This is a genomic window from Parasediminibacterium schistidii (genome assembly GCF_046546515.1).
Classification (GTDB): Bacteria; Bacteroidota; Bacteroidia; order Chitinophagales; family Chitinophagaceae; genus Parasediminibacterium.
Window position 1 is genome coordinate 20,752 of record NZ_JBKHKJ010000006.1, and the last position, 21,745, is coordinate 42,496.

Consider the following 21,745-nt stretch of genomic DNA (forward strand, 5'->3'; position numbering starts at 1 on the left):
GGTTTAGAAGTACAATGGTGGGTTTATTCATTGATGTTTGTCAGCCAGGAACTATTTGCAATCAACTCGAGGGTCTCCCCAAAACTGTTTAAGCACCTTAATACGCCCAACATCGCAGCCTTGATTATTATTACAGCTTTTATCTTGAATAGTCCTCTAATCCTTTTATATGCCTTGGTGGTTATGGAACGCTATGCCTTTGATAAGATTGTCAATGCAAGGTCCCTATTGTTTCTTTTCAGAAGAAAATGGAATTTGATTAGTAAGATTTAATAGAACAGTTTAGCAAATGGTGTAGGAAGTGTAGATTGTATAGTGTTTTTATAACCTTTTATTGCCAGTTTGCTAAAAATGGCTTTAAAGGTGTAGAGCGTGTAGCTCGTGAAGCATTTTTGTAAACTTTCTTTTATAATACCGCTTTGTAAGCCTAAAAAGATCTTATTGGTGCAGCTAGTGTAGCCCGTGTAGTATTTTCACAAACTTTTCTTTGTTGTATAATATCTCAACTAAATTTTCCAACCTTGCTGTCCCTAGAATTTTAGCTGCATTTCTGTAAAAAAGTTTTCATAAACCCTACACTAGCTACACTCCCTACACCAAAACCTCGTTTGCTATGGGAACCCTATGCTAAAATGGCCCTATTCGTATAAACAAGTTCAGGAAAACATTGCACAAGCTACACTCGCTACACCTTCCACTTATGAATACTTTCAATCTAAATTCGCTTAGGCGTATTATTTGAAAAAGTTTACGAAATAACTGCACGGGCTATACTTGCTGCACTATTGACCCTAAAAAGAATTTGTCTCTAATAGTCCTAAAAAAAAGAGAGGTTACCCTAAATCAGGATAACCTCTTTGTCATTTACAGGTTGCCTTGTAGCTTACTTGCACCCTAGCTGACGGGCCTTGGCGGTAACAGGATTTTTACAAGCAACGTGCCAAGCCTTTTTTTAATATGTTCATGAATTCCCTTCAAATAATGGCTTGTTTTGGCACGGCGTTTGGGGACGCGCATTGGGCTGCAAAAAGAACAATTGCAAGGAAACCCAAGAAACTTTATTTTCGCCTAAAACAGGAGCGTATGTAAACAAAAAAGCAAAGATTTTAATATAAAAACATAGCGTAGGTTACTATTCCAGTCAGAAAAACGACCAATTTTTAAGAACAACGGAATCAGTAAGCGTCGCACCCCATGGGGTGTGTCCTTACTTGCATTCTAGTTGTTCGGGTCTTGGTCGTCCCTTCTGATTTAGATGTAAGCTTTAGGTTCACGCCCCTGTTTATTTTTAACCATTTCTGCCATCAGGACCAGTGGCTTTTACAAGCTGCATGACGACTATTACCACCTTAAGGACAAGCCTCCCACCACCAGAATGTGCCTGCATGAATCCGGCATAAACCACATTACCAATTATTACCAAATAAAAATCAATGAAAAGAAGAATTGCTGTAGTTGCATCCATGGCTTGCATCCTACTATTTAGCCAAATAGCTAAAGCCCAATACGATTATGATTTCAGTACGAGCCAGAAGGACATCGACGACCAGTTAACCAAGGAAAAAGAAAGCGGAGCGCTGTCGCTTTGGAAGATTGCCCAATGGACAAATTACCTAATCCTCAATAAACATCGGTTCACTACCAACCTAGGTGATTTTGGGTTTGACTATTATGAGAAATATACCACGAGCGGCAAGAAATACGGGATAATAAAACTACCCAAAGACACCATCACCAAAGCAAAATTTGAAATTATCAGTGGGGCTTACGAATGTGGCGTTGTCGTTTCAACCACTGACAAGACGGGCATAGTGGACACAACGGGAAAACTTGCCGTCCCAATCGAATTCGACAATGTAAAGTCCTTTGATTTCAAGACAGGTTATGTAAAAAGGAATGGGAAACTGGCTTTGATAAGTTTTTCAGGCAAGTTATTGACAGGCTTCCTGTTCGACATGGCCTCTGAATTCTCCGATGGCGTGTGCCAGGTGGTCATAAATGGCAAGGCGGGCTTCATAGACAGGAATGGGCAATATTTAATTCAACCGCAATACACGGGCTTGACAGATTTTTTTTATGGGTTTGCCGTTTCGGGCAAGGAACAATGGAAACAAATCTCCAAGGAAGAGGCAATCGTGGGCCGCAACAAGACCGTGGGCGTTAACCTTGGGTATAGTTATACCCGCCTTACCATCATAAACAAGAAAGGCGTAAAAATTTATATCGGTGATGAAAATGACGATGATGTATCAATTTGCAGTAATGGCCTGGCTGTAATCAGCAAGGAGGTCAGGAGCAATGGAAGGACACTGCTCCAGGAGCAACTCATAGACAACGAAGGAAAAGCCCTTATCCCTTACAACAAAGGCTTGTGGGTCATTGCCATTACAAAAGACTGGGTAATAGTAAAAAGCTCAGGTACAAATGGCATTGGCATAACCAACTTGAAAGGCATCGAAATATTGAAACCCACGCTTTACAACATCACAGGCCTTGTATTTAGGGGCAACGAATTGGCAAAAGCTTACTTCGACGAGGAAAATTTCATGTATATAGACAAATCCGGCAAATGCGTCAATTATGATGGCATTGCCTGCCCCACAAAAGACTAAACATTATTACATCAAACAAAATAAACCACATAAAATGCTGAACGAAGAATTGGAAAAATTGATAGGCTATGCACTTGCCGACGGCGTGCTTACTGAAAAAGAAAAATCTGTCCTGATGAAAAAAGCCGGGGAATATGGCGTGGACAAAGAAGAGCTGGAAATGATTTTGGATGGGAGGCTTTTTGAGATGAACAAAAACAACAAAGCTACCACAACAACAAAATCAAACAAATTTGGCGACCTTGACAAATGCCCGTCCTGCGGGGCTGCCGTGGCTTCATTTTCCGCTAAATGCAACGATTGTGGCTATGAGTTCAAAAACCTAGGCGCAAACAAATCAGTGGAGGCGCTTTCGGCTAAGCTCCAGGCAATCGTCGATGCTTGCGAGGGCAAATCCTATAAACATATGGTTGGGAGATTGCATGACAATGAGGAAAGTGCCAGGAGGGACGATGTCCTAACTAAGCAAAGGGACGTGATTAAAAACTTCCCAATACCAAACACGGTTGATGACATCCTTGAATTGCTTCATTTCATGTCCCCTAAGACCCGGATTTCCATCACTTCCGACAAGAACGTGGCTGCATGGAGAAATAAATTCCAGGAAATACTAAGCCGAGCCAAAGTGGTTTTTGCCAATGACAGCAAGATGCTTGCCGAGTTGGAAAAATACGGCAGTATCCAAGAAACCTCTAAATTGGACAAGGCCACACTATTATACATTAGCCTAAATTCAATTGCCAAAAAAATCCTGCTGTTTATTGTAGCGTTGATAGTAATGTGTATTGTGTTCGGCTGCCTCCAACTATTTGGCAACAGTGAAATTTCCAAGGAGGAAAAAAGGTTGAACGGCATAGAAAAGGCAGTAATCGAAGATATTAAAGAAAAGAACCTCGATGATGCAACAGTTTTATTGAACCAACTTGAATGGTCGGTCACCGATGACACGCAAAAAACATTCATGGACAATTACTTAAAGGTAGAAGACAAATACCAGGCAAAAAGGGACTATTGGGAGAATAAAAAGACAGAGCTTGAAAAGCTGATTAATGAAACTAAAACAAAAAATTGATATGTCACTTTTCAACAACAACAACGCTGCAATGGACGTTATCCGTTGCGACGAGCCAAGTTACCTCATTTGGAAATGGTCGCCCAAGGGTATGAATGGCGACAGGCAAAACGCTATCCGCTACGGCTCCAGCCTAAGGGTAAAGGATGGCGAAGCGGCGGTTTTCGTGTACAGCCAAGAAGATGGCCCCATGCAGGACTTTATCATGGGGCCGCACGACAGCACCATCAAGACTGCCAATTTTCCCATCCTTGCAAGCTTGGTGGGCATGGCTTTCGGGGGCAAGTCCCCTTTCCAGGCAGAGGTTTATTTCATCAACCTGCAGGGGAACAACCAAGTAAAGTTCGGCGCGCCTTGGTTCGACGTGCCAGACCCCCGCTTCCTAGACTTTTCCGTGCCTGTTTCAGCAAGGGGGACAATCACCTTCAACATACAGGACTGCCGCAACTTCATCAAGCTGAACAGGATGGCTGCATTTGACTTGGCCAGCTTCCAAAAGCAAGTGAGGGACTGCGTGAACAAGCGGGTGAAAAGCATCATTGCCAATGCCCCGTCGGAAAAGCAAAGCCCCGTGCTGCAGCTTGAAAGGCATATAGGGGAAATCTCCGCTTCCATACAAGCTGCACTGGCGATGGAACTTGAAAATGACTTTGGCATCGTGCTCAAGCGGCTTGACTTAGGCGCGATAGATTTTGACAAGGAAAGCCAAGGCTACAGGGAACTAAGGCAGGTGACGGCAACGCAGGTGTCAAGGGAAGTGGAAGCAAAGACAACCATTGGCATAACAAACTTATCTGAAACCATGCGCATCCAAAGGGAAGGCACGGAACTACAGGTGCAGGGCAACAATTTTGCCGTGCACCAGCTCAACCAGCAAACAGCCATACTGAAAGCCGCAGCCGAGAACCTGAGCAGCATGGGCAACGTGGGCTTGGGCGGCGGCGGGGGGTTCAACCCAGCAGGGCTGGCCATGGGCATGGCAGTGGGTGGTACGCTGGGGGGGCAAGTGGCCGGCATGATGGGGAAAGTTGGGCAAGCCGCCCCGCCGCCCGTGCCAGGGGTATTTTACCATGTCGCATTGGCGGGGCAGCAGTCTGGGCCATTCAGCCTAGTTGAACTGGGGCAGCTTTCAAAAAGTGGAGGGTTCACCAAGGGCCACCATGCGTGGAAGGAAGGGATGCCAGCTTGGGAGCTTGCTGCCAACATCCCAGAGCTCACACACCTTTTTGCCATGCAGCCACCGCCACCACCTATACCAGCACCATAAAACAACGACAAATGAAAATCAATTTTATTAAATTATCCTTGGCCATAGTAGCCTCGGCACTTATATCCTTTGGCTTCTATAGTTCCGCGCAGGAAGGCAACAAAACTTTACTGGCAACATGCAGCATGGTGGTGTTTAGCCTTGTATTAGGGCTAGCTTTAGGCACAAGGGCTGCAGCCCCCAGGGTAGCCCTTGTGACCCGTGCCGTAAGCACCGTGTTTTTCCTGTTTGCACTATTGGCCAATGCCTGTTTTGCATTGGCTTTGTTTTCACCAACGTTTTATGTGGTGGGCTGCGGGTTGGCCCTTTGCACCTACTTATTGGTTATCTATTCACTACAGCATGAAAAAGCATAAGGCAAATACGATGAAGGGAAAAGGCGGCAAAACCAAGGGCAACACCAAGAAAGAAAAGCTTGAGCTGTTGGAAAAGGGCATTGACATACGCAAGAAGAAAGCCGAGTTGAAAAAGGAAAAAATGGGCATCAACGACTTGCTGGAACGCAAGCAGATAAGGCTGGACATAAAGAAGCTGCAATTGGAAAAAGTGGCTGAATTAAGGTCTATACTAGAAGCGGTAACCATAGACAATGCAAGGACGTTGGTAGGTAGCGAGCCTTTCCTTATCCCAATACTAGACGAAGAAGAAAAGGGGATAGTGATGGGGAAAATGATAGGCTTGATTAAACTGTTTTAAACAGCCGGTATATGGTGGCACATAAAAAATGGTATTCCCATCACCTTTTCACAACTCCTTTGCCAATGCCCTTTATTTAAAAGCTAGGCTTCTTTGCCCTTCCGAGGCAAAGGGAGACACTTTTGTAATACAATGCCTACGTTTGCCTCACCCGGACATTCAATAACAAGGAAATGCCCTTTCCGTCAAAAGAAAAATATTATGGAAGATAAAAATCAAATAAAAAGGCTCGTGGAAATAGCCACTGAAATCAGGTTCCAGTCATTTAAAGGGCTGTTGTTCCTTTCCCATTACACAGGCTTTGACATCCCTAAAACCTTGGCCTTGTTCAACCAGGAGGATTTGGATGGTTGCCCATGGCAGGATTTGCCAATTGTGAATGCAATTGAATGTGATGGCTTTGAGGAAGCTTACAAAGGGACACAGGAAACCTTGGGAAAGATGAAGTCATTGGGGATAAAAGCCATTCCATTTTATTCCAAGGATTATCCTATTGTATGGAAACAACTGCTGTATATGCCGCAAATACTGTTTATGAACCCAAGGATTATTTAAACTAAGGTTTAGGGTTATTGAGTATGAACTTTATACCCTCTATTTTTCTTTCTTTTCGTGCTATTTGTTGTTACCCTGCTATGTTCACATTTTAACTTAATATATTTTACATATGCTTTCTTGGGCTTCCCGGGGGCAAAGGAGCGCATTTGGAATATAGAATCCCTACTTTAGCCTAATAGAAGCAATGGACTGCAAGGAAATAGCCTTCCGTTGAAAAGAAAAAATGTATGGGCTAAAGCTGCCTATCCTTATCACTAAAACATTGCCATAAGCCTTTTGACAAAAATGACATTTTGACAAAATTTAATTTAAAAAATCGAAAAAATTAAAAACTTATGCCTTCGTGTCGTTAATCATTTTATGAAACAAGGTACTAAATATGAATATTTGACATACTTAATCTAATAATTAAAAATGCTGTAAAATAAAATATCTTCTTTCTGACATTTTAGGTTTGCTAACTTCTTTGGCAAAATAATTGTTAATGATTTGCAAATTTTCTTTATAATGTCTTAAACTATTATATGTTAACAAAAGAACAGCGTGACCAATTTACAGAGATTCTGGAAGAATTAGGGAAAACATTAGATATTTCAGCTACAGAACATGAAGCCGTTGAAAGAAGTTATGTAGCGGTCGGGAGTTGGCTTTCAAGGGTAGATTCGGAATTAGCACCATATGAACCTGTTATAAGCCCACAAGGGTCTTTTCGTTTAGGAACAATGATAAAACCAATAAATGAAAATGACGATTTAGATATTGATTTAGTATGTGAATTACAAGGTAAAAAAGAATCGTGGACGCAAGCCGATTTAAAAAAAGTAGTTGGAGACAGATTAAAGGCGCATAAGGGCTATGAAGCAATGTTAGACAAAGAAGGTCGTCGTTGTTGGACTTTAGAGTATGCAGAAGCATCAAATTATCATATGGATATCCTGCCTTCAATTGTGTGTGTTGGATATAGATTACAATTAGAAAAAGTTTTTTCTTCTTTATCTGCTTCAGCTTCAGATATGAATAGTATTGCTATTAGGATTACTGACAATAAAAGATATAATTATTTAAATGAATCTAATCCCGACAACTGGCTTAAAAGTAATCCATTTGGGTATGCTAAATGGTTTTTTAATAGGGCTGAAATACCTTCTATCCGTTTGTTTTCAGCAAAAAATTCTGTAAATCCTGTGCCCAGTTATGAAACAAACAAACTTCCACTTCAACGTGTCGTTCAAATTCTAAAACGTCATAGAGACATGATGTTCAACGGTGCTGATGATAAACCAATTTCTATAATAATTACCACCCTGGCAGCCAAAGCATATAATAAACAAACAAATATTATCGATACATTACGTGACGTAATTAATTTAATGGATTCCCCCAAATTGATAGAAGAACGTTATGATGCAGAAAAAGGAAGGATGGTAAAGTGGATAGGAAACCCTGTAAATGATGAAGAAAATTTTGCAGATAAATGGGCTGAAAATCCACAAAAACAAATCAACTTTTATAAATGGTTAGCAACAGTAAAAATTGATGTCCAAAATATCGTAAATCAAAAAGAAAAAGGTCTTCAATATATCAGCGAATCTTTTCAAAGGCCTTTTGGAAAAGAAATCGTTACAAAAGTATTCAGTAATTATGGAGACAATTTATTGAAAAGAAGGGAAAATGGACAATTGAAAATGGCTGCTGGAACAGGTATGATTAGTGAAATTGGGAGGACAACTATTCAACAACATAAACCATTTGGAAAAAATGAATAAAATTGACTTGTTACATCAAGAAGGAGCTTTAAAATCTTATTTCCCAAATTCTAAAATAATTCGTAACGGAAATAATGAAATTATTTGGAGTTCTGAAATTAGGCCTTCGGCATTAAGTAGCCTCTATACATTAAAGCTACATTATGAATATAAAAAGCAGATTAGAATATTTGTCATTTCGCCTACTAAACTAGCTTTAGCAGAAGGGAAAACTGAATTACCCCATGTTTACAGCACAGTTAAGCAACAACTCTGTTTATATTACCCTAAAGATAAGGAGTGGGATTTGGGGATGTATTATGTGCATACCCTAATACCTTGGGCTTCAGAATGGTTGATTCATTACGAACTTTGGGTAAGTACTGGTACCTGGCATGGTGGAGGCATTCCACATGAAATAGAAAGTGAAAAACAAGAAACAATCAATTAATTATGAATTATTAACCACCTGCCTTTATAAATATGGAACAAAATAAATTCAAAATACTATCTATAGACGGGGGTGGGATACGTGGAATATTTCCTGCAATGTTTCTGGCACAATTAGAAGCCAATTTAAAAGAAAGCGGTAATCCTAACTGGCAAGTATATCAAAATTTTGATTTAATATGTGGAACATCAACTGGAGGGATTATTGCAATTGCACTGTCATTGGGTATTCCTGCTAAAGTTATTTATGAGCTATATTATGATAATGCTAAAATAATATTTGGCAAGAAAAGACGAGTTATGCAATTAATAAGATCTGCTTATAAGACAGATAATATTGAAAGTTTGATTCGAAAAAAATTTGCTGAATTTAATAATGGTATAGACCCACGTTTAAAGGACTGTAAAAAACCTACATGTGTAACCGTATACGATTTACAAGAAGGTTGTCCTAGAATCTTAAAATCAAAATATCATCCCAAGTTTATAAATGATTATCATATACCTGCTTATCAAGCAGCTTTGGCTACTTCGGCAGCCCCTACTTATTTTAATCCATATAGTAGTTCCTATACAGATTTAAATGGGCTAGCCATTCCATTTCATAATAAGGTTGATGGGGGAGTTTTTTGCAATAACCCTACTTTGACTGCCATACTGGAAGCACAAAAAGCGTTTAGTAAAGAACTAAAAGATTTGAGCATATTATCAATAGGAACTGGTCATCAAAAGTTTTGTGATACTGGAATTATTAATAATACAGGATTTCCTAATAAAATCTTAAAGATGCTTTCAATAAAAAACAAAAATGATCAACGCAACAATTGGGGTATTTTATATTGGATTAATATTAAAAGAAAAAAATTGATAGAATTGTTCTTACAAGGTCAAACACAACAAGTAGAGAACATGATTAGCCTTATGCAACATGGTATAGGAAAACAGGAAGATGAACATTTTTCTTATGATAGGATAGATACTGAATTGGATGAAACTTGTAAAATAGAATTAGATGAAACAAATAAATCTAAATTGGAAAAACTTGCAGAAAAAGCTACCAGAGAATTTCAAAAAAGTGGTTCCCTTATTATTAGGAGGTATTGCAGTTAGTAGTTTAATCACTTTAATAAAAGAATTATCAAAAACTAAAAATATGGCTAACGCACACAATTTTTTTTTGAATTTTGAGCAACGAATTTCATTGCCAACATCAAAAAAACAAAAACTTATTGCTTCACGAAAAGCATTAGAAAAAAAAATCACAGACTATTTTAGGTTTAATACAACCTTGCCTATTCCAAAGTTCTATATACAAGGCTCATTTAAAATGGGTACAATGGTTGTAGACAAGGAAGGTACTTATGATGTAGATCTAGGTGTTTATTTTCTTACTAATCCATACGTTTTACCTATAACATTGCAAAGGACATTGTTAAAGGCTGTTACAAATCATACAACTATTGGAACTCAGCATAGAGAAAAATGCGTACGAGTTATTTATAAAGGGGATTTTGATATTGACTTACCTGTTTATTATAAATTACCCCAAGATGCACATCCATATTTAGCAACAAAAATGCAATGGGTGAAAAGCGACCCAAAAGAATTATGCGAATGGTTTAAAAGTAGGAAAGATAGAAATGGGCAGTTAGTGCGCCTAGTAAAATATTTTAAATATTGGGCAAATACGAGAAGTAGAAAAATGCCTAGTGGTATTGCATTTTCAATTTGGGTAGCTAAATACTATAAAGCAAATGCAAGGGATGATATTGCATTTTATGAAACGGCCAAAGCAATCCAGGAATCAATTTGGCTAACTGTAAGTTGTAAAAACCCGGTCACCCCCTTTGATGATTTCACAGATAAATTAAATAGTCAACAAAAAGTATTTTTTAAAACTCAACTAGATACTTTAATTAAAAATTCCAAAATGGCTTTGGAACAGAAGACATTAGATCAAGCCATCATTATTTGGACATATCAGTTTGGTTATAAATTTATAACTTAATTAATTTGCTCGAAATACTTTAGTCTAATGCCAGGAGGATTTAAACCCTCCAACCGTTTAAATTAATGTGTGTTTCTTATTATCAAATATAACTGCTCACTTTTCTATAGACTCCATTAGTACGTTTTGCCTATTATATGTTTTATTCAATTAAATCCTTCCTTCATCCGCAAAAGAATAGTATAGTTCCGGTGTTATTATTAGGTGGTCTTGCAATTTTATTTCCATTATGCACCCCGCCTGTCTTATCTTTTCAGTCATGGCTATATCAGACTGGCTTGGGTGAAGATTAAAGGAGGGGTGGTTGTGTGCCAGGATGATACCAACAGCAGCAGCTTGAAGCGCAACAGCAAATATTATCCTCAAATCCACGACAGTGCTTGTTATCCCCCCGGAAGATATGTCCACTATGCCCAACACCCTATTTGAACGGTTCAACAACAAGATTTTGAATTCTTCAATCAAGCCAATTTTCCCTTTATCCCAATTTTGAAGCAACAAAGCAAACGAGTCTTCGGAACATTGGATTTTTGGCCTGCATAATAACTTAGTGTTCCCAATATAGCTTATTTCAATTTTTGGTATTTCCATCCCACAGTATTTACCAAAAAAAACAAAGAGCGTGCCGACTGTAAAGACTTAAAACAAGCAATTTTTAAAAAGCTTGGCACGTTGCTTGAAATTTTTTATTATTTTGCTAACCCATTGCAGAACTGTTTGATTATGGACAACAAGCTTATCAGGGAAATAAACCCGACATTCATATTGAAAAAGCCTTCCAACATAGGGAAATCCTTGATTTCCTTGCAGGTAAAATGGAACGGTTATAGGTTGATTTACAGCACTAAACAAAGCATCCCGCCGAACTTCTGGGACAAGAAAAGGCAAAGGGTAAAGAACAACCAAATGACCGTCCAAAACGGGCATTATTATTTAAACGACTTGCTTAGCAATATTGAAAACGTGGTTACCACTAGCTTTAGGAAGGAATCTGCAAATGGCATACCGACTGTCCAACAAATCAGGAAACACCTGGACGAGTTTTTCAAACGGAACGAAATGAAAGAACAGGAGGAAAATGCTGTCCCCACATTTTACCAACTGATTGACAGGTTCATTGCCAACGATATATTGTACAAAGGGAATAGAAAAAGCGAGGGGACCATCAAGACCTACCGCACCACGTTGATGCACCTTAAAAACTTTGAAGCTGCGGAAAACTACAGCCTCAGTTATGCCAGCATAACCCTTGAGTTCTTCTACAAGTGGGTAGCTTACCTGCGCAGCGTTGGGGTTAAAGAACAAAACAGCCTGAACAAGTATCTTGCATGCCTAAAGGCATTCATGTCGGAAGCTGTCGACCTTGGGTTTTCGACCAACATGGAATTTCGCCGTCGCAAATTCGGTGTGAGCCAAATTAATGTGGAGAACGTTTATCTTACTGAGGCAGAAATCCTTGAAGTCTACAAAGCAGACGTCTCCCACAACCCCAACCTAGAAAACGTCAGGGATGCCTTTGTCATCGCTTGCATGACAGGAATGAGGTTCGGTGACTTCTCCTCCTTGAAAATGGAACATATACAAGAAATCAACGGTGAAAGGTTCATCAGGAAAAACACATTGAAAACAGGCGAGCAAGTAATAATCCCACTTACCGATACGGTCATTGAAATCCTCGGAAAGTATAAGGACACGCCCAAGGGCTTCCCAAAAGTGCCTTCTAATCCTGTTTTCAATAAGCAAATAAAAGTAGTATGCAAGGCGGCTGGCCTGGATGTCAAAGGAAGGTTGACAACAGACCCCTCGCTACCACTTTACGAATGTGTTTCGGCACACACGGGGAGGCGGAGCTTTGCGACAAACGCATATTTAAAAAACATTTCTATTGCTTTTATTATGAAACTGACCGGGCATCGAACCGAAAGATCTTTTATGAAATACATTAAACTGACGCCCCTCCATGCCGCTATACAGTTCGGCAAGATGAACAACATGGACAAAAGTAAATTGGCATTGAAAGTTGCTATATAAAAAAAATATTATATATAAATACATTAATCTTGGAAAATAACACGATTCAGGGAGCAGATTATTATAAGCCAGAAACAAAACAAATGCTGGCTGTTGACCTAACCCTTTTGTTTATTGAAAAATATTTTGAGGAAATGGCCATAGAAAATAAGCATTGCCAGTTATGTGCTTATTCAGATGTCAAAATTTTCGATTTTGAAAAATTCAGGCAAGAACTTTGTGAATCAAAAACGCTTTGTACTAATATACAACACCTTAAAGACATTTACCTTCCTATTTCGGTTAAAATAATATCCTTAACTGAAATTTACAATGAAAAAATTGCAGGGTTAAAAACATGCGAACCAGTCTTAGATTTACCCTATGGGGACGATATTTACTTATTAAATTTTGCTGAAAATTATATTGTTAGGGCAGAAAATAAGCGTGCTTTGGTAGAAGAACCTCCATTAAATGAATGTTTTAAATTTAGCTGCGGAAGGCTTCGAAAAGAAACGTATAAATTCTGTCTCGATATCAAAAAAATTCTTATTGAACAGTTGGGTTTTACAGACTTGGAAAAAAACAAACTAAAAGAAAAAGGGAAACTACTAATCAATGGGAGGCATGAGAATATTTGTTTGCTATTCTCCAATTTCATTGGTTCCGACGATAAAAACAGATTTGGCAATACCCTTGAAGAGGTAGCAATTTTTATATGCCAAAACTTCCAATTTACTTTGTCTCCCAAACCAAAACTTATTTCCATTTTCAACTTATTGAAAAATAATTGTGGAGGGGATGAAGATATAAAAGAATATGAAGCAAAAGATCTACTTAAAAAAGCAGTCAAACTGAATTGGATTGGAAATAACAATGCATTGTACTATATCTTTTATGAGTTACTCTATACCACAGCAGACAGGAAAGAAAAGGAATCGAAAGGCATTAAGCCAAAGGAAAAACGATTGTATATAGTTGAAAGTAAAGTAATGATTGTCGCAAATTTTTTAGCAAAAAAATTCACATATAAAGGGAAAACTTCGAGTTCAACAATAAAAAGTATAGAAGACACTTTAGCGAGGGAGACTTTTCAAATAGCGGAAAATAGAAAGCCAAAAGTTGATTGGGAAACCATCCTAGCCATTGATTAAAAACTATTACATATAAATTTCAATTATTGCCCAACATTAAACAGTTGAATTTTAGACAACCATTAAAACTGTATCAAAACTATCTGAGCTATCTCTAAAGTTAAAACATCGCTTCTGTTTCCATGTAATGATTACACCATCAAGGGGCTTTGCCCATTCCGTTGTTTTGCTTTATATAAAAGCAAAACAACGACTCTTATAATCCCCTACACATAAAACCTAGGTGAAACATAAAGTGCTGCAATTTTTATACGGTATAAACTTGAGTAGCCGTATAATTTTCCGTAGAAACGATTCTTGAATATTTGCTTATGACAACAGCAGATAAACAAGGGTTAATAGAAACCATAGGCAAGGCCATAACGCAACTCCTCACAGAGTCTGTCAAAACCTCCCAGAATTCTATAAACGAATGTCTGAACGGACTGTTTGAGAAACAATCCGAAAAAGAGCTCCTTACACCAAGCGAGGCATGTGCTTTTTTACATATTAGCAAACCAACCCTTTATAAGCTTATAAACAGGGGCCTAATAAACCGTACCAAAATCGAAGGCTGCAAGAGGGTGTACCTAAAAAAGGGGGACATTCTACTGATACTAAAAGACATCCGCAAATACAACAGATAAAAACTTTTATCAATAATAAAAACAAACAAAAATGAAAAGAAAAAATGAGCCACAAGGCTTAAAGATTGGTGCGTACGACCGCATAAAAACTATGGCAAAACCTACCAAGATAGAATGGTTAGGAGGCAAAGTTTATGAATTAGGCGTGTTCACAGACCCCTCGGACCCTACCCAAAAAGCGTTCTATGGCCCCATTTCAAAAGATTACGACATACATGTTTTACATGTAAAAAATGTTCCTGTCCCTCTTTTCGAAAGGGCACTTGAAATAATTTACAGGACCACTTACACACTTTCTATTGGGGCCCACCCTTCCCTGGGCTATATAGCTGTTTCTGTCGGCATTAAAGACACTCAATTCAAAGGCGAGGCTTATGACAAATTAAAAGCCTATTACTATAAAAAATTACATGAATTAACTTTTTTACATGGCGAAAACCCAATTACAATAAATTAAAAATTATGAAACAAGTTACACTTTTTAAAAATTTCGTTACACGTATTTGCGAAATATCCTTTTATATGCTGGCTTTCCAAATTTCATCTGGTAGGTGGCTTAAGGAGGTTACAAGCTATAGGGAGGCCTTGCAAAATGTGGGCAAAGAAGAAGCTACAAAATTAAAACAGTCCTTGCCTGCATTCACGCCGTCCGCTTCCTTCATTGGCCGGAAGGACATTAAAAATATCCGTGAATACACTGGGGTATGCCATCTCGATTTTGACAAACTCGCACCAGAAGACCTTGCAAGGTTAATTACCGTTGTAAATGCCATCCCATTCACATACATGTCCTTTGTAAGCCCGAGCGGAAATGGCTTGAAAGTCTTTGTAAAGGTTGACTCAACCTTGAAAAACCACACCGCCGCCTACCTGCAGGTACAGCACTTCTATGAAGGCGAGACAGGCTTTAAGGCGGACGATGCCTGCAAGGATGTAGTAAGGTTGTGTTTCATTAGTTATGACCCCAACATTTACTACAATGAAGACAGCGAAATAGTGCATATAGATATAGATGACGGTAATCTATTGAAAACTGTACCCCGAAAAATGACATCGACCCTCATTCCTATAGTGGATATACCAAACAATTTGGCGATTACTGGGCATGCCGAGACTTTTCAACGGCTTGAAGCATATGTTTCCGGGAAAATGGAATACAAGGAGGGCAACCGGAACAAATTTGTGCACTATTTTGCCTGTGAGGCCAATCGACGGGCTATACTTAAGCAGGTCTTGATGGAATATTCCCTCTCACGGTTCGACCTCCCTAATGAGGAGGTCTTAGCAACGATAGAAAGCACTTATAGAAATAATGCGCATGAATTTGGCAATTTCACGAAGGGGGTACTTCCAAGTGCACAGGAGGTACTGCCTGTGGATGACCCCGAAAAGGCAATCGACCCCGATGAAAGTGCTGATTACCTGAGGGACACGCCAATGATAGATGATTCCATTATACCCTTATTGCCTGGCATTATAGCATCCGGGGCGGCCATGTACACCGAACGTAGGGAAAGGGACACTTTCATCGTGGCTGCCATCGTCATCATTAGTGGATGCTTTCCAAACGTTAGCTGCGAATACGCTGGTGATACGGTTTTCGCAAACCTTTACCTGATGGTTCTTGCCCCTGCCGCAAGCGGAAAATCTGCCCTTAAAGATGCAAAAGAATTGGCAAACCAATATCATATTGCCCTCTTGGATGAAAGCAAACGTAAAAAAGCCGAATATCTACGCAAGAAAAAGAAAAAGAAATCTAAGGATGATGATAGTGAACCAATTGGAGACCCACCAAATTTTGAGATGTTGTTCATTCCGGCCGACACCAGCAACTCAATGATGCTTTGGCAAATGCAACAGAACAATGGCAGGGCTATAATTGCCGAAACGGAGATTGATACGTTGTCTGACTCTATCAAACAGGATTGGGGTATGTCAAGTGCTACATTAAGGTGTGCATTTCACCATGAAAAGATTGCCAGCGCAAGAAGGCAAAACGATAGTGAATACATTGAGGTAGACAAACCGAAGCTTTCACTAGCCTTATCGGGAACACCCAATCAAATATCACGGCTAATAAACTCAAAAGAAAATGGTCTCTTTTCAAGGTTCTTGTTCTACGCCTATAAAGTTGAACAACGTTGGAAAAGTGTATCACCTGCAAAAGAGGGTCAAAGTAAAACTGAGACATTGTCTGCACTTTCAAAGGATGTAACTGATATGGCGGTTTATTTGTCAAACTCAAATACTGAGGTACGTCTCACAGAACAGCAATGGGGGATTATGAATGAGCGGTTTAGCAAATGGCTCACAGAAACAACGATGTTTTCCGATGAAAGTTCCGGGAGTGTTATAAAAAGGCTTGGACTGAGCATGTGCAGGATTTGTATGGTTTTTACAGCCATGCGCAAATATGAAAGTAGAAGCCTTGATGAAATAGTCTATTGCACGGACATCGATTTTAGGAGTGCGCTCAAATTGATATTCATGTTCCTCAAACATAGCATGCTCATTTACAACAACCTCCCGAAAAATGAGGGTGAAAACATGTTCAAGGAAGGTGACAACAAACGTAATTTCTTTGAGGCCCTGCCAAATGAATTTAAACTGAAAGAGGCTATAGAAGTAGGGAAATGTTTTGGAATGGCTGAAAGTACAGTGGCACACTTCCTTCCTAAACTTGTGGGAAAGACTTTGAACCGTGAAAAATTGGGGCTTTATTCAAAAATATATCCCAAACAAAACACACAGGCATAGTAATTAATCTTGCAGACCTTGCAACCTTGCAGACCTTGCAACGTTGCAAGGTCTTTCCTACTTTGGGGTTTTATAGGTTGGAGTTTATCATTACGAGTCACACAAAATCTTGCAACCTTGCAGACCTTGCAACGTTGCAAGATTTTTGTGTATAATGTTTTCACGATAAAGTATGATCGTTATTGAAATAAATATATAAAAGAAAAAATGCAATAATAAATAGTATAATATATAAATAAAGGTAAACATCATTATAAGTAATGATGAGGGTAGATATATTTATTAATTGTTTTCAAATATTAATATTTGAAAACAATTAATAATGCTATATATAGACCTTAATTGTAACACTGCATAAGATATTGCAATATATAAAACTCCAGAACCGCAATATTGTAGCACTGGCTATTTATATTGCAATATGTATTAAAGGTTGGGGAAGTGTAACATACTGTCAATGGCTTTTGAGGATAATATACGCACAGACCTTGCAACGTTGCAAGGTCTGCAAGGTTGCAAGGTCTGCAAGGTCAATATCATATCCTATTGCAATAAAGATAGCATGTGGCAGGCCAACCATTCAATAATCAAGGTCAAACAGAAAACATTTCAGGCAATATTCAGGAATATTCTTCGGATTTCCGGGACAACCACCGGGACAACCAGCATTAATTCCTGGGCATTAAAAAAGCCCAGAACCCGCGTCTGACGCGTATTCTAGGCTTATATATGGTGGTGTGAGCCGGGATCGAACCGGCGACACAAGGATTTTCAGTCCTTTGCTCTACCGACTGAGCTACCGCACCATTCCTTAATGGGCTGCAAATATAAGGAGTTATTTGGAAATTTTAAAACTCTGCACAATATTTTTCAATTTTTCAGTAAAATAATGGCTAACCCTATTGAGCATACAAGTTTTTCGGTTTGCCCCTCGCCTTTGGAGAGGGGTTGGGGTGAGGTCTATACTAAAAAACTTTTATTTACCTATGTCTATCTAAATTATCCCTTTCCTCTTATATTTTGTAACTTGCAGCATGGCAATACTGTTGAACATACACCCGCTTAACCCCAATACACGGCATATAAAAACCGTTGTGGATTGTTTATTGTCTGGCGGGGTTATCGTTTACCCAACCGATACCATCTATGGCTTGGGTTGCGACATATTCCAGCACAAGGCCATAGAAAGGATTGCCCGCATCAAAAACATAGATCCTGCCAAGGCACAGCTTAGTTTTGTTTGCAACGACCTGAGCGACCTAAGCAAATACACCAAAAGCATAGACACCCCGCTCTACAGGTTGCTAAAAAATTATTTGCCAGGGCCTTATACCTTTATCCTGCCAGCCAGCAAAGAAGTGCCCAAGATATTGCAGACTAAAAAAAGCACCATCGGCCTCCGGGTGCCAAACAACCTGATTGCCCGCACCATCACAATGGAACTGGGCCACCCAATACTATCAGCCTCCTTGCCCGGCGAAATGGTGGAGGAATTTACCGACCCAGAATTGATTTACGAAAATTTCAAAAACTTGGTTGACATAGTAATTGATGGCGGCGCAGGGGGCATGGTGCCCTCCACCATTATAGACTGCACCAAGCCCGAATACGAAGTTATCCGCATAGGGGCGGGGGAATGGGATGAATAATGTGCTATTTTAAATGCTGTATTTTGAATTTTAAATGATAGGGCTATTGCTCAAAACCATTGTAGGCGCTGTCAATGCTTACTTATGACTTATTACTTACCACTTACTACTTCTGCCCATTTATCCATCTTCGTTTCCAGCAGTGCCAGCGGCATACTGCCATCTTTTAATATCTGGTCGTGGAAATCGCCAAGGTTAAACTTGCTTCCTAGTGCTTTTTCGTATTTGGTGCGTAGCTCCCTTATTTTCAATGCGCCAATTTTATAGCCTAGTGCCTGCCCAGGAATGGCCATGTAACGTTCTATCTCGGCAGTGGCACCCTGCTCACTGATCGCTTCATTGTCCATCATGTATTTAATGGCTTGTTCCCTTGTCATGCCTTTTGTATGGATGGCCACATCTACTACTAGGCGTATAGCACGGTGTATCTCATCGCCTAGGGCACCCATGTATTGGTAGGGATCCGTATATAAGCCCAGCTCTTTGCCAAGGCTTTCGCAGTACAATGCCCAGCCTTCCACATAAGCATTTTGGCCGCCAAAACGGCGGAACTTGGGCAGAGTGGTGTCTTCCTGCTGCAAAGAAATCTGGTAGTGGTGGCCGGGGATGGCTTCATGCAAAAACAAGCTTTCCATACCGCTGGTGGTGTTAAACTTAGTAGCATCTAAAATGGGTACATAAAAAATGCCCGGCCTGCTGCCATCTGCACTTCCTTGGTTGTATTCTGCACTTGCACTAGCTGCCCGGAAGGCTTCTGTTTGCCTTATTTCAAATTTGGTTTTTGGCACATGGATAAACTCTTTTTGCAATTGGGGCTGCATGGTTTGGTGTATTTTCTCAAATGCCGCCAACACCTCCGTAGGTTTCTTGTAAGGCATAAATTGCTTGTCTGTTTTCATAAACTCAAAAAATGCAGGAAGGTCGCCGGTAAAATGCACTGCGTTTTTCACGCTGTCCATCTGGCTTCGTATGCGTTTTACTTCGCTTAAGCCTAAGTTGTAAATTTCATCAGGTGTTTTCGTGGTAGTGGTTTGTTGCTTTGCTAAAAACGCATAATAGTTTTTCCCATCGGGCAAATCGGAATAGCCAGACGTGGCCCTTGCTTTTGGCAGGTATTCGTTTTGCAAAAAGTCGCCCAGTTTTTTGTAAGCAGGCACTATTTGTTCATTAATCAGTTTTGTGTAAGCTGTAGCAAACCTTTTTTTATCGGTATCGCTAAACGTTGCTGGCAGTTTTTTAATTGGGCCATAAAACAAGTTCTTAGTAGCATCGGTGGTTACCAAGTCTTTCATTTGGGGTATCATTTTCACCACCAATGCCTTGGGCAATACATAGTTGGCCGCAATTCCTTTTTTAAAATATACAATGGCACTGTCTGCCCACGCATTAAAGGCCGTGCCTCTTTTTATCCAGTTGTCGTAGTCTTCCACCGTTTTAAAAGGTTGGGCGCCTTCCCCGCTGCCCAACTGCCCCATGGTTAGCGTAAGGCCAACGAACTGGTTAAAGGGCATGTAATTGTCGGGATACTTCAATGCCTCGGTATAAATATCCAGGTTGTACTTGAATAGGTCATAGCTCAGTTGGTCTTGCTCGTTTAGCTTGCTTTTGTCAAAAGCGGCAAGTAAGGTATTGTACCTGTTGTAAAACCGTTTTGTAGAGTCTCTGTAAGCATCCGTGAAGTCAATTGGCAGCTTGTCGTTAAACCGGTTGTCTCCTTCAGTGGTGGCATTTGTTGGGAAAAACTGTAGTTCCTCATCATGGTACTTTACAAACAAGGCAGCAAGGTCTTTGTCGGGGGCTGCTGGCTGAGTAGCCTCTGCCTTTGTTTCGCTGTTCAATTTGCAAGAAGCAAAAAACAGGGTAGCTATCATTAAAAAAATGGACGACTGTTTCATAAGTATTTTTTGTGCAATAAAAGTAAGGTTATTCTAAATTTTGTGTAGGATTTTTTTTACCACAAAGTACACAAGGATAAGAAACACAACGTACACAAGGTGATTTGCATATATTGGCACAAAGAATTTGAGTAATCACCAAAATATATCAGTTTCCCGAATTGCTTTGTGTTTCTGTGCCCCCTATTTTTTGCCCCTTTAGGGGTTGGGGCGGAGTTGGGGGTAAGTGTAACGTACTACTTACAAATAGTGAATTCCATTGTGTGCTTTGTGTAAATGCTTTGTGAACCTTGTGGTTAAATTTTCTTTTTTACCAGTTCTTTACGGATGTATATTAGGATAATGGTCTATGGTTTCAAATACAAAACGGGGGTTTTGCTGCAACAACGTAATGAATTTTTCTAGGCTGTCGGTATAGTTGGGCTTCCTAAACATGCGGTCGTGTGATAATATAACCACATGGTTTTGATTGTGTACGTGCCCCCTTGCCAATGCACTGTCCACCTGGCTTGCTATTTTTTGGGGTGTTTCCACAGGGTTTTCTGTTTTATGGTTAAAGCTCCATTCCACGTCCCATCCAGCCACTTTGTAGCCACTGCTGTCCAGTTTGCCACAAACAGGCCTTACAAGGCCAGAAGCTTTTATTTTGCCATCGGCTACCCATGCGCTGTTGCCAGGCAAACGGATTATTTTAAATGGCACGGATAAGGTTTCCTGTGCCTTGTAAAAATCTTCCAACGCCATCTCAGGGTGGTGGTAAAAATATTTATAGTGGCCGCTTGCGTGCGTGGTGCTATGGTTGGCCAATAAAATTTCTGGGTAGGCTTCTTTTATATTGTGTACTATTTGCTTTAAGTTGGAACTTTTCACATGCTCGCCCACCATAAAAAATGTAGCTTTTACATGCAGTTTTTTGCACAGTTCAAAACAGGCAACAGTGCCGTTTTGTGGGCCATCGTCAAAGGTAAGGTAGATGTATTGCTTAGTACTGTCGTACGTTATTGGCTTCCATTCAAATTTGTCGATAGGCTCGGCAGGCATTATCGCTTCTTTTTCCTTGGCGGTATTCCCTGTAGTGCCAGTTTTTTTATTGGGTTTCACATTGCCGTTGCAGCTTGCCACCATCAATACAATCAACCAAATGTTCATTGTATGTTGCCTTCTTCTAAAGTTCATCTAAACTAAAAATTTAATGCGAAGATAGTTAGAGTAATGAGGAATAGAGATGCTGAATATTTCAATTCCA

Annotated in this window: 19 protein-coding genes and 1 tRNA gene; 16 read left to right on the top strand and 4 right to left on the bottom strand. The window is 39.7% G+C overall.

Features of this window, described 5'->3' with window-relative positions; translation table 11 throughout:
- Nucleotides 1–1,433: 1,433 nt before the first annotated feature.
- The 10 genes from ACHFIY_RS04820 to ACHFIY_RS04865 all read left to right on the top strand — a co-directional run bounded on the left by ACHFIY_RS04820 (nucleotide 1,434) and on the right by ACHFIY_RS04865 (nucleotide 10,408).
- Nucleotides 1,434–2,612 carry a WG repeat-containing protein gene (locus ACHFIY_RS04820; protein WP_410844934.1) on the top strand — a complete coding sequence of 393 codons (1,179 nt, stop codon included), beginning with the start codon at nucleotides 1,434–1,436 and terminating at the stop codon, nucleotides 2,610–2,612.
- 34 nt (nucleotides 2,613–2,646) lie between these two features.
- Complete coding sequence (locus ACHFIY_RS04825; RefSeq protein ID WP_410844935.1) at nucleotides 2,647–3,684, top strand: hypothetical protein; 1,038 nt, start codon at nucleotides 2,647–2,649, stop codon at nucleotides 3,682–3,684.
- Complete coding sequence (locus tag ACHFIY_RS04830; protein WP_410844936.1) at nucleotides 3,662–4,951, top strand: SPFH domain-containing protein; 1,290 nt, start codon at nucleotides 3,662–3,664, stop codon at nucleotides 4,949–4,951. Before ACHFIY_RS04825 ends, ACHFIY_RS04830 begins: the two co-directional genes overlap by 23 nt.
- 11 nt (nucleotides 4,952–4,962) lie before the next feature.
- Nucleotides 4,963–5,307, top strand: coding sequence for a hypothetical protein (locus ACHFIY_RS04835; protein ID WP_410844937.1), 345 nt, complete (start codon nucleotides 4,963–4,965; stop codon nucleotides 5,305–5,307).
- Nucleotides 5,294–5,647 carry a hypothetical protein gene (locus ACHFIY_RS04840; RefSeq protein WP_410844938.1) on the top strand — a complete coding sequence of 118 codons (354 nt, stop codon included), beginning with the start codon at nucleotides 5,294–5,296 and terminating at the stop codon, nucleotides 5,645–5,647. Before ACHFIY_RS04835 ends, ACHFIY_RS04840 begins: the two co-directional genes overlap by 14 nt.
- Before the next feature lie 201 nt (nucleotides 5,648–5,848).
- Nucleotides 5,849–6,202 (top strand): hypothetical protein, encoded by a 354-nt coding sequence (locus ACHFIY_RS04845; RefSeq protein WP_410844939.1) that lies wholly within the window; start codon nucleotides 5,849–5,851, stop codon nucleotides 6,200–6,202.
- A gap of 527 nt (nucleotides 6,203–6,729) precedes the next feature.
- Nucleotides 6,730–7,971, top strand: coding sequence for a cyclic GMP-AMP synthase DncV-like nucleotidyltransferase (locus tag ACHFIY_RS04850; RefSeq protein ID WP_410844940.1), 1,242 nt, complete (start codon nucleotides 6,730–6,732; stop codon nucleotides 7,969–7,971).
- Complete coding sequence (locus tag ACHFIY_RS04855) at nucleotides 7,964–8,401, top strand: type II CBASS E2 protein (RefSeq protein WP_410844941.1); 438 nt, start codon at nucleotides 7,964–7,966, stop codon at nucleotides 8,399–8,401. Before ACHFIY_RS04850 ends, ACHFIY_RS04855 begins: the two co-directional genes overlap by 8 nt.
- A 32-nt stretch (nucleotides 8,402–8,433) precedes the next feature.
- The gene (locus ACHFIY_RS04860; RefSeq protein ID WP_410844942.1) at nucleotides 8,434–9,510 is read left to right on the top strand and encodes a CBASS cGAMP-activated phospholipase; all 1,077 of its coding nucleotides are present in this window, start codon (nucleotides 8,434–8,436) and stop codon (nucleotides 9,508–9,510) included.
- Nucleotides 9,413–10,408 carry a cyclic GMP-AMP synthase DncV-like nucleotidyltransferase gene (locus tag ACHFIY_RS04865; protein ID WP_410844943.1) on the top strand — a complete coding sequence of 332 codons (996 nt, stop codon included), beginning with the start codon at nucleotides 9,413–9,415 and terminating at the stop codon, nucleotides 10,406–10,408. Before ACHFIY_RS04860 ends, ACHFIY_RS04865 begins: the two co-directional genes overlap by 98 nt.
- A 150-nt stretch (nucleotides 10,409–10,558) precedes the next feature.
- Here the strand turns inward: ACHFIY_RS04865 and ACHFIY_RS04870 are convergent, their stop codons facing one another.
- Nucleotides 10,559–10,999, bottom strand: coding sequence for a JAB domain-containing protein (locus ACHFIY_RS04870; protein ID WP_410844944.1), 441 nt, complete (start codon nucleotides 10,997–10,999; stop codon nucleotides 10,559–10,561).
- Between the two features lie 132 nt (nucleotides 11,000–11,131).
- On the opposite strand from ACHFIY_RS04870, the gene ACHFIY_RS04875 reads away from it, so the two are divergent.
- The 5 genes from ACHFIY_RS04875 (at nucleotide 11,132) to ACHFIY_RS04895 (ending at nucleotide 16,955) form a co-directional block, all read left to right on the top strand.
- Entirely contained in the window at nucleotides 11,132–12,439 is a 1,308-nt protein-coding gene (locus ACHFIY_RS04875; protein WP_410844945.1) for a site-specific integrase, read from the top strand.
- A gap of 29 nt (nucleotides 12,440–12,468) precedes the next feature.
- Nucleotides 12,469–13,572, top strand: a complete 1,104-nt coding sequence (locus tag ACHFIY_RS04880; RefSeq protein ID WP_410844946.1) for a hypothetical protein — start codon at nucleotides 12,469–12,471, stop codon at nucleotides 13,570–13,572.
- Nucleotides 13,573–13,883: 311 nt separating this feature from the next.
- Nucleotides 13,884–14,198: a helix-turn-helix domain-containing protein gene (locus ACHFIY_RS04885; RefSeq protein ID WP_410844947.1), complete on the top strand. Its 315-nt coding sequence runs from the start codon at nucleotides 13,884–13,886 to the stop codon at nucleotides 14,196–14,198.
- A gap of 31 nt (nucleotides 14,199–14,229) precedes the next feature.
- Nucleotides 14,230–14,655 (top strand): hypothetical protein, encoded by a 426-nt coding sequence (locus tag ACHFIY_RS04890; RefSeq protein WP_410844948.1) that lies wholly within the window; start codon nucleotides 14,230–14,232, stop codon nucleotides 14,653–14,655.
- A 5-nt stretch (nucleotides 14,656–14,660) separates the two neighbouring features.
- On the top strand, nucleotides 14,661–16,955 hold the full coding sequence (locus ACHFIY_RS04895) for a DUF3987 domain-containing protein (RefSeq protein ID WP_410844949.1): 2,295 nt from the start codon (nucleotides 14,661–14,663) through the stop codon (nucleotides 16,953–16,955).
- A gap of 730 nt (nucleotides 16,956–17,685) precedes the next feature.
- Here the strand turns inward: ACHFIY_RS04895 and ACHFIY_RS04900 are convergent.
- Nucleotides 17,686–17,761: transfer RNA gene (locus ACHFIY_RS04900), tRNA-Phe, on the bottom strand.
- Nucleotides 17,762–17,989: 228 nt separating this feature from the next.
- Here ACHFIY_RS04900 and ACHFIY_RS04905 point away from each other — a divergent pair.
- Nucleotides 17,990–18,604 (top strand): L-threonylcarbamoyladenylate synthase, encoded by a 615-nt coding sequence (locus tag ACHFIY_RS04905; protein WP_410844950.1) that lies wholly within the window; start codon nucleotides 17,990–17,992, stop codon nucleotides 18,602–18,604.
- A 92-nt stretch (nucleotides 18,605–18,696) separates the two neighbouring features.
- Here ACHFIY_RS04905 and ACHFIY_RS04910 read toward each other — a convergent pair whose 3' ends face one another.
- Together ACHFIY_RS04910 and ACHFIY_RS04915 are read right to left on the bottom strand one after the other, a co-directional pair.
- Entirely contained in the window at nucleotides 18,697–20,499 is a 1,803-nt protein-coding gene (locus ACHFIY_RS04910) for a DUF885 domain-containing protein (protein ID WP_410844951.1), read from the bottom strand.
- 321 nt (nucleotides 20,500–20,820) lie between these two features.
- Complete coding sequence (locus ACHFIY_RS04915) at nucleotides 20,821–21,675, bottom strand: polysaccharide deacetylase family protein (RefSeq protein ID WP_410844952.1); 855 nt, start codon at nucleotides 21,673–21,675, stop codon at nucleotides 20,821–20,823.
- Between the last annotated feature and the right edge of the window lie 70 nt (nucleotides 21,676–21,745).

Coding starts and splice junctions, on each gene's coding strand:
- ACHFIY_RS04820 (WP_410844934.1), top strand. CDS start 1,434: ATGAAAAGAAGAATTGCTGTAGTTGCATCCATGGCTTGCATCCTACTA.
- ACHFIY_RS04825 (WP_410844935.1), top strand. CDS start 2,647: ATGCTGAACGAAGAATTGGAAAAATTGATAGGCTATGCACTTGCCGAC.
- ACHFIY_RS04830 (WP_410844936.1), top strand. CDS start 3,662: ATGAAACTAAAACAAAAAATTGATATGTCACTTTTCAACAACAACAAC.
- ACHFIY_RS04835 (WP_410844937.1), top strand. CDS start 4,963: ATGAAAATCAATTTTATTAAATTATCCTTGGCCATAGTAGCCTCGGCA.
- ACHFIY_RS04840 (WP_410844938.1), top strand. CDS start 5,294: ATGAAAAAGCATAAGGCAAATACGATGAAGGGAAAAGGCGGCAAAACC.
- ACHFIY_RS04845 (WP_410844939.1), top strand. CDS start 5,849: ATGGAAGATAAAAATCAAATAAAAAGGCTCGTGGAAATAGCCACTGAA.
- ACHFIY_RS04850 (WP_410844940.1), top strand. CDS start 6,730: ATGTTAACAAAAGAACAGCGTGACCAATTTACAGAGATTCTGGAAGAA.
- ACHFIY_RS04855 (WP_410844941.1), top strand. CDS start 7,964: ATGAATAAAATTGACTTGTTACATCAAGAAGGAGCTTTAAAATCTTAT.
- ACHFIY_RS04860 (WP_410844942.1), top strand. CDS start 8,434: ATGGAACAAAATAAATTCAAAATACTATCTATAGACGGGGGTGGGATA.
- ACHFIY_RS04865 (WP_410844943.1), top strand. CDS start 9,413: ATGAAACAAATAAATCTAAATTGGAAAAACTTGCAGAAAAAGCTACCA.
- ACHFIY_RS04870 (WP_410844944.1), bottom strand. CDS start 10,999: ATGGAAATACCAAAAATTGAAATAAGCTATATTGGGAACACTAAGTTA.
- ACHFIY_RS04875 (WP_410844945.1), top strand. CDS start 11,132: ATGGACAACAAGCTTATCAGGGAAATAAACCCGACATTCATATTGAAA.
- ACHFIY_RS04885 (WP_410844947.1), top strand. CDS start 13,884: ATGACAACAGCAGATAAACAAGGGTTAATAGAAACCATAGGCAAGGCC.
- ACHFIY_RS04890 (WP_410844948.1), top strand. CDS start 14,230: ATGAAAAGAAAAAATGAGCCACAAGGCTTAAAGATTGGTGCGTACGAC.
- ACHFIY_RS04895 (WP_410844949.1), top strand. CDS start 14,661: ATGAAACAAGTTACACTTTTTAAAAATTTCGTTACACGTATTTGCGAA.
- ACHFIY_RS04905 (WP_410844950.1), top strand. CDS start 17,990: ATGGCAATACTGTTGAACATACACCCGCTTAACCCCAATACACGGCAT.
- ACHFIY_RS04910 (WP_410844951.1), bottom strand. CDS start 20,499: ATGAAACAGTCGTCCATTTTTTTAATGATAGCTACCCTGTTTTTTGCT.
- ACHFIY_RS04915 (WP_410844952.1), bottom strand. CDS start 21,675: ATGAACTTTAGAAGAAGGCAACATACAATGAACATTTGGTTGATTGTA.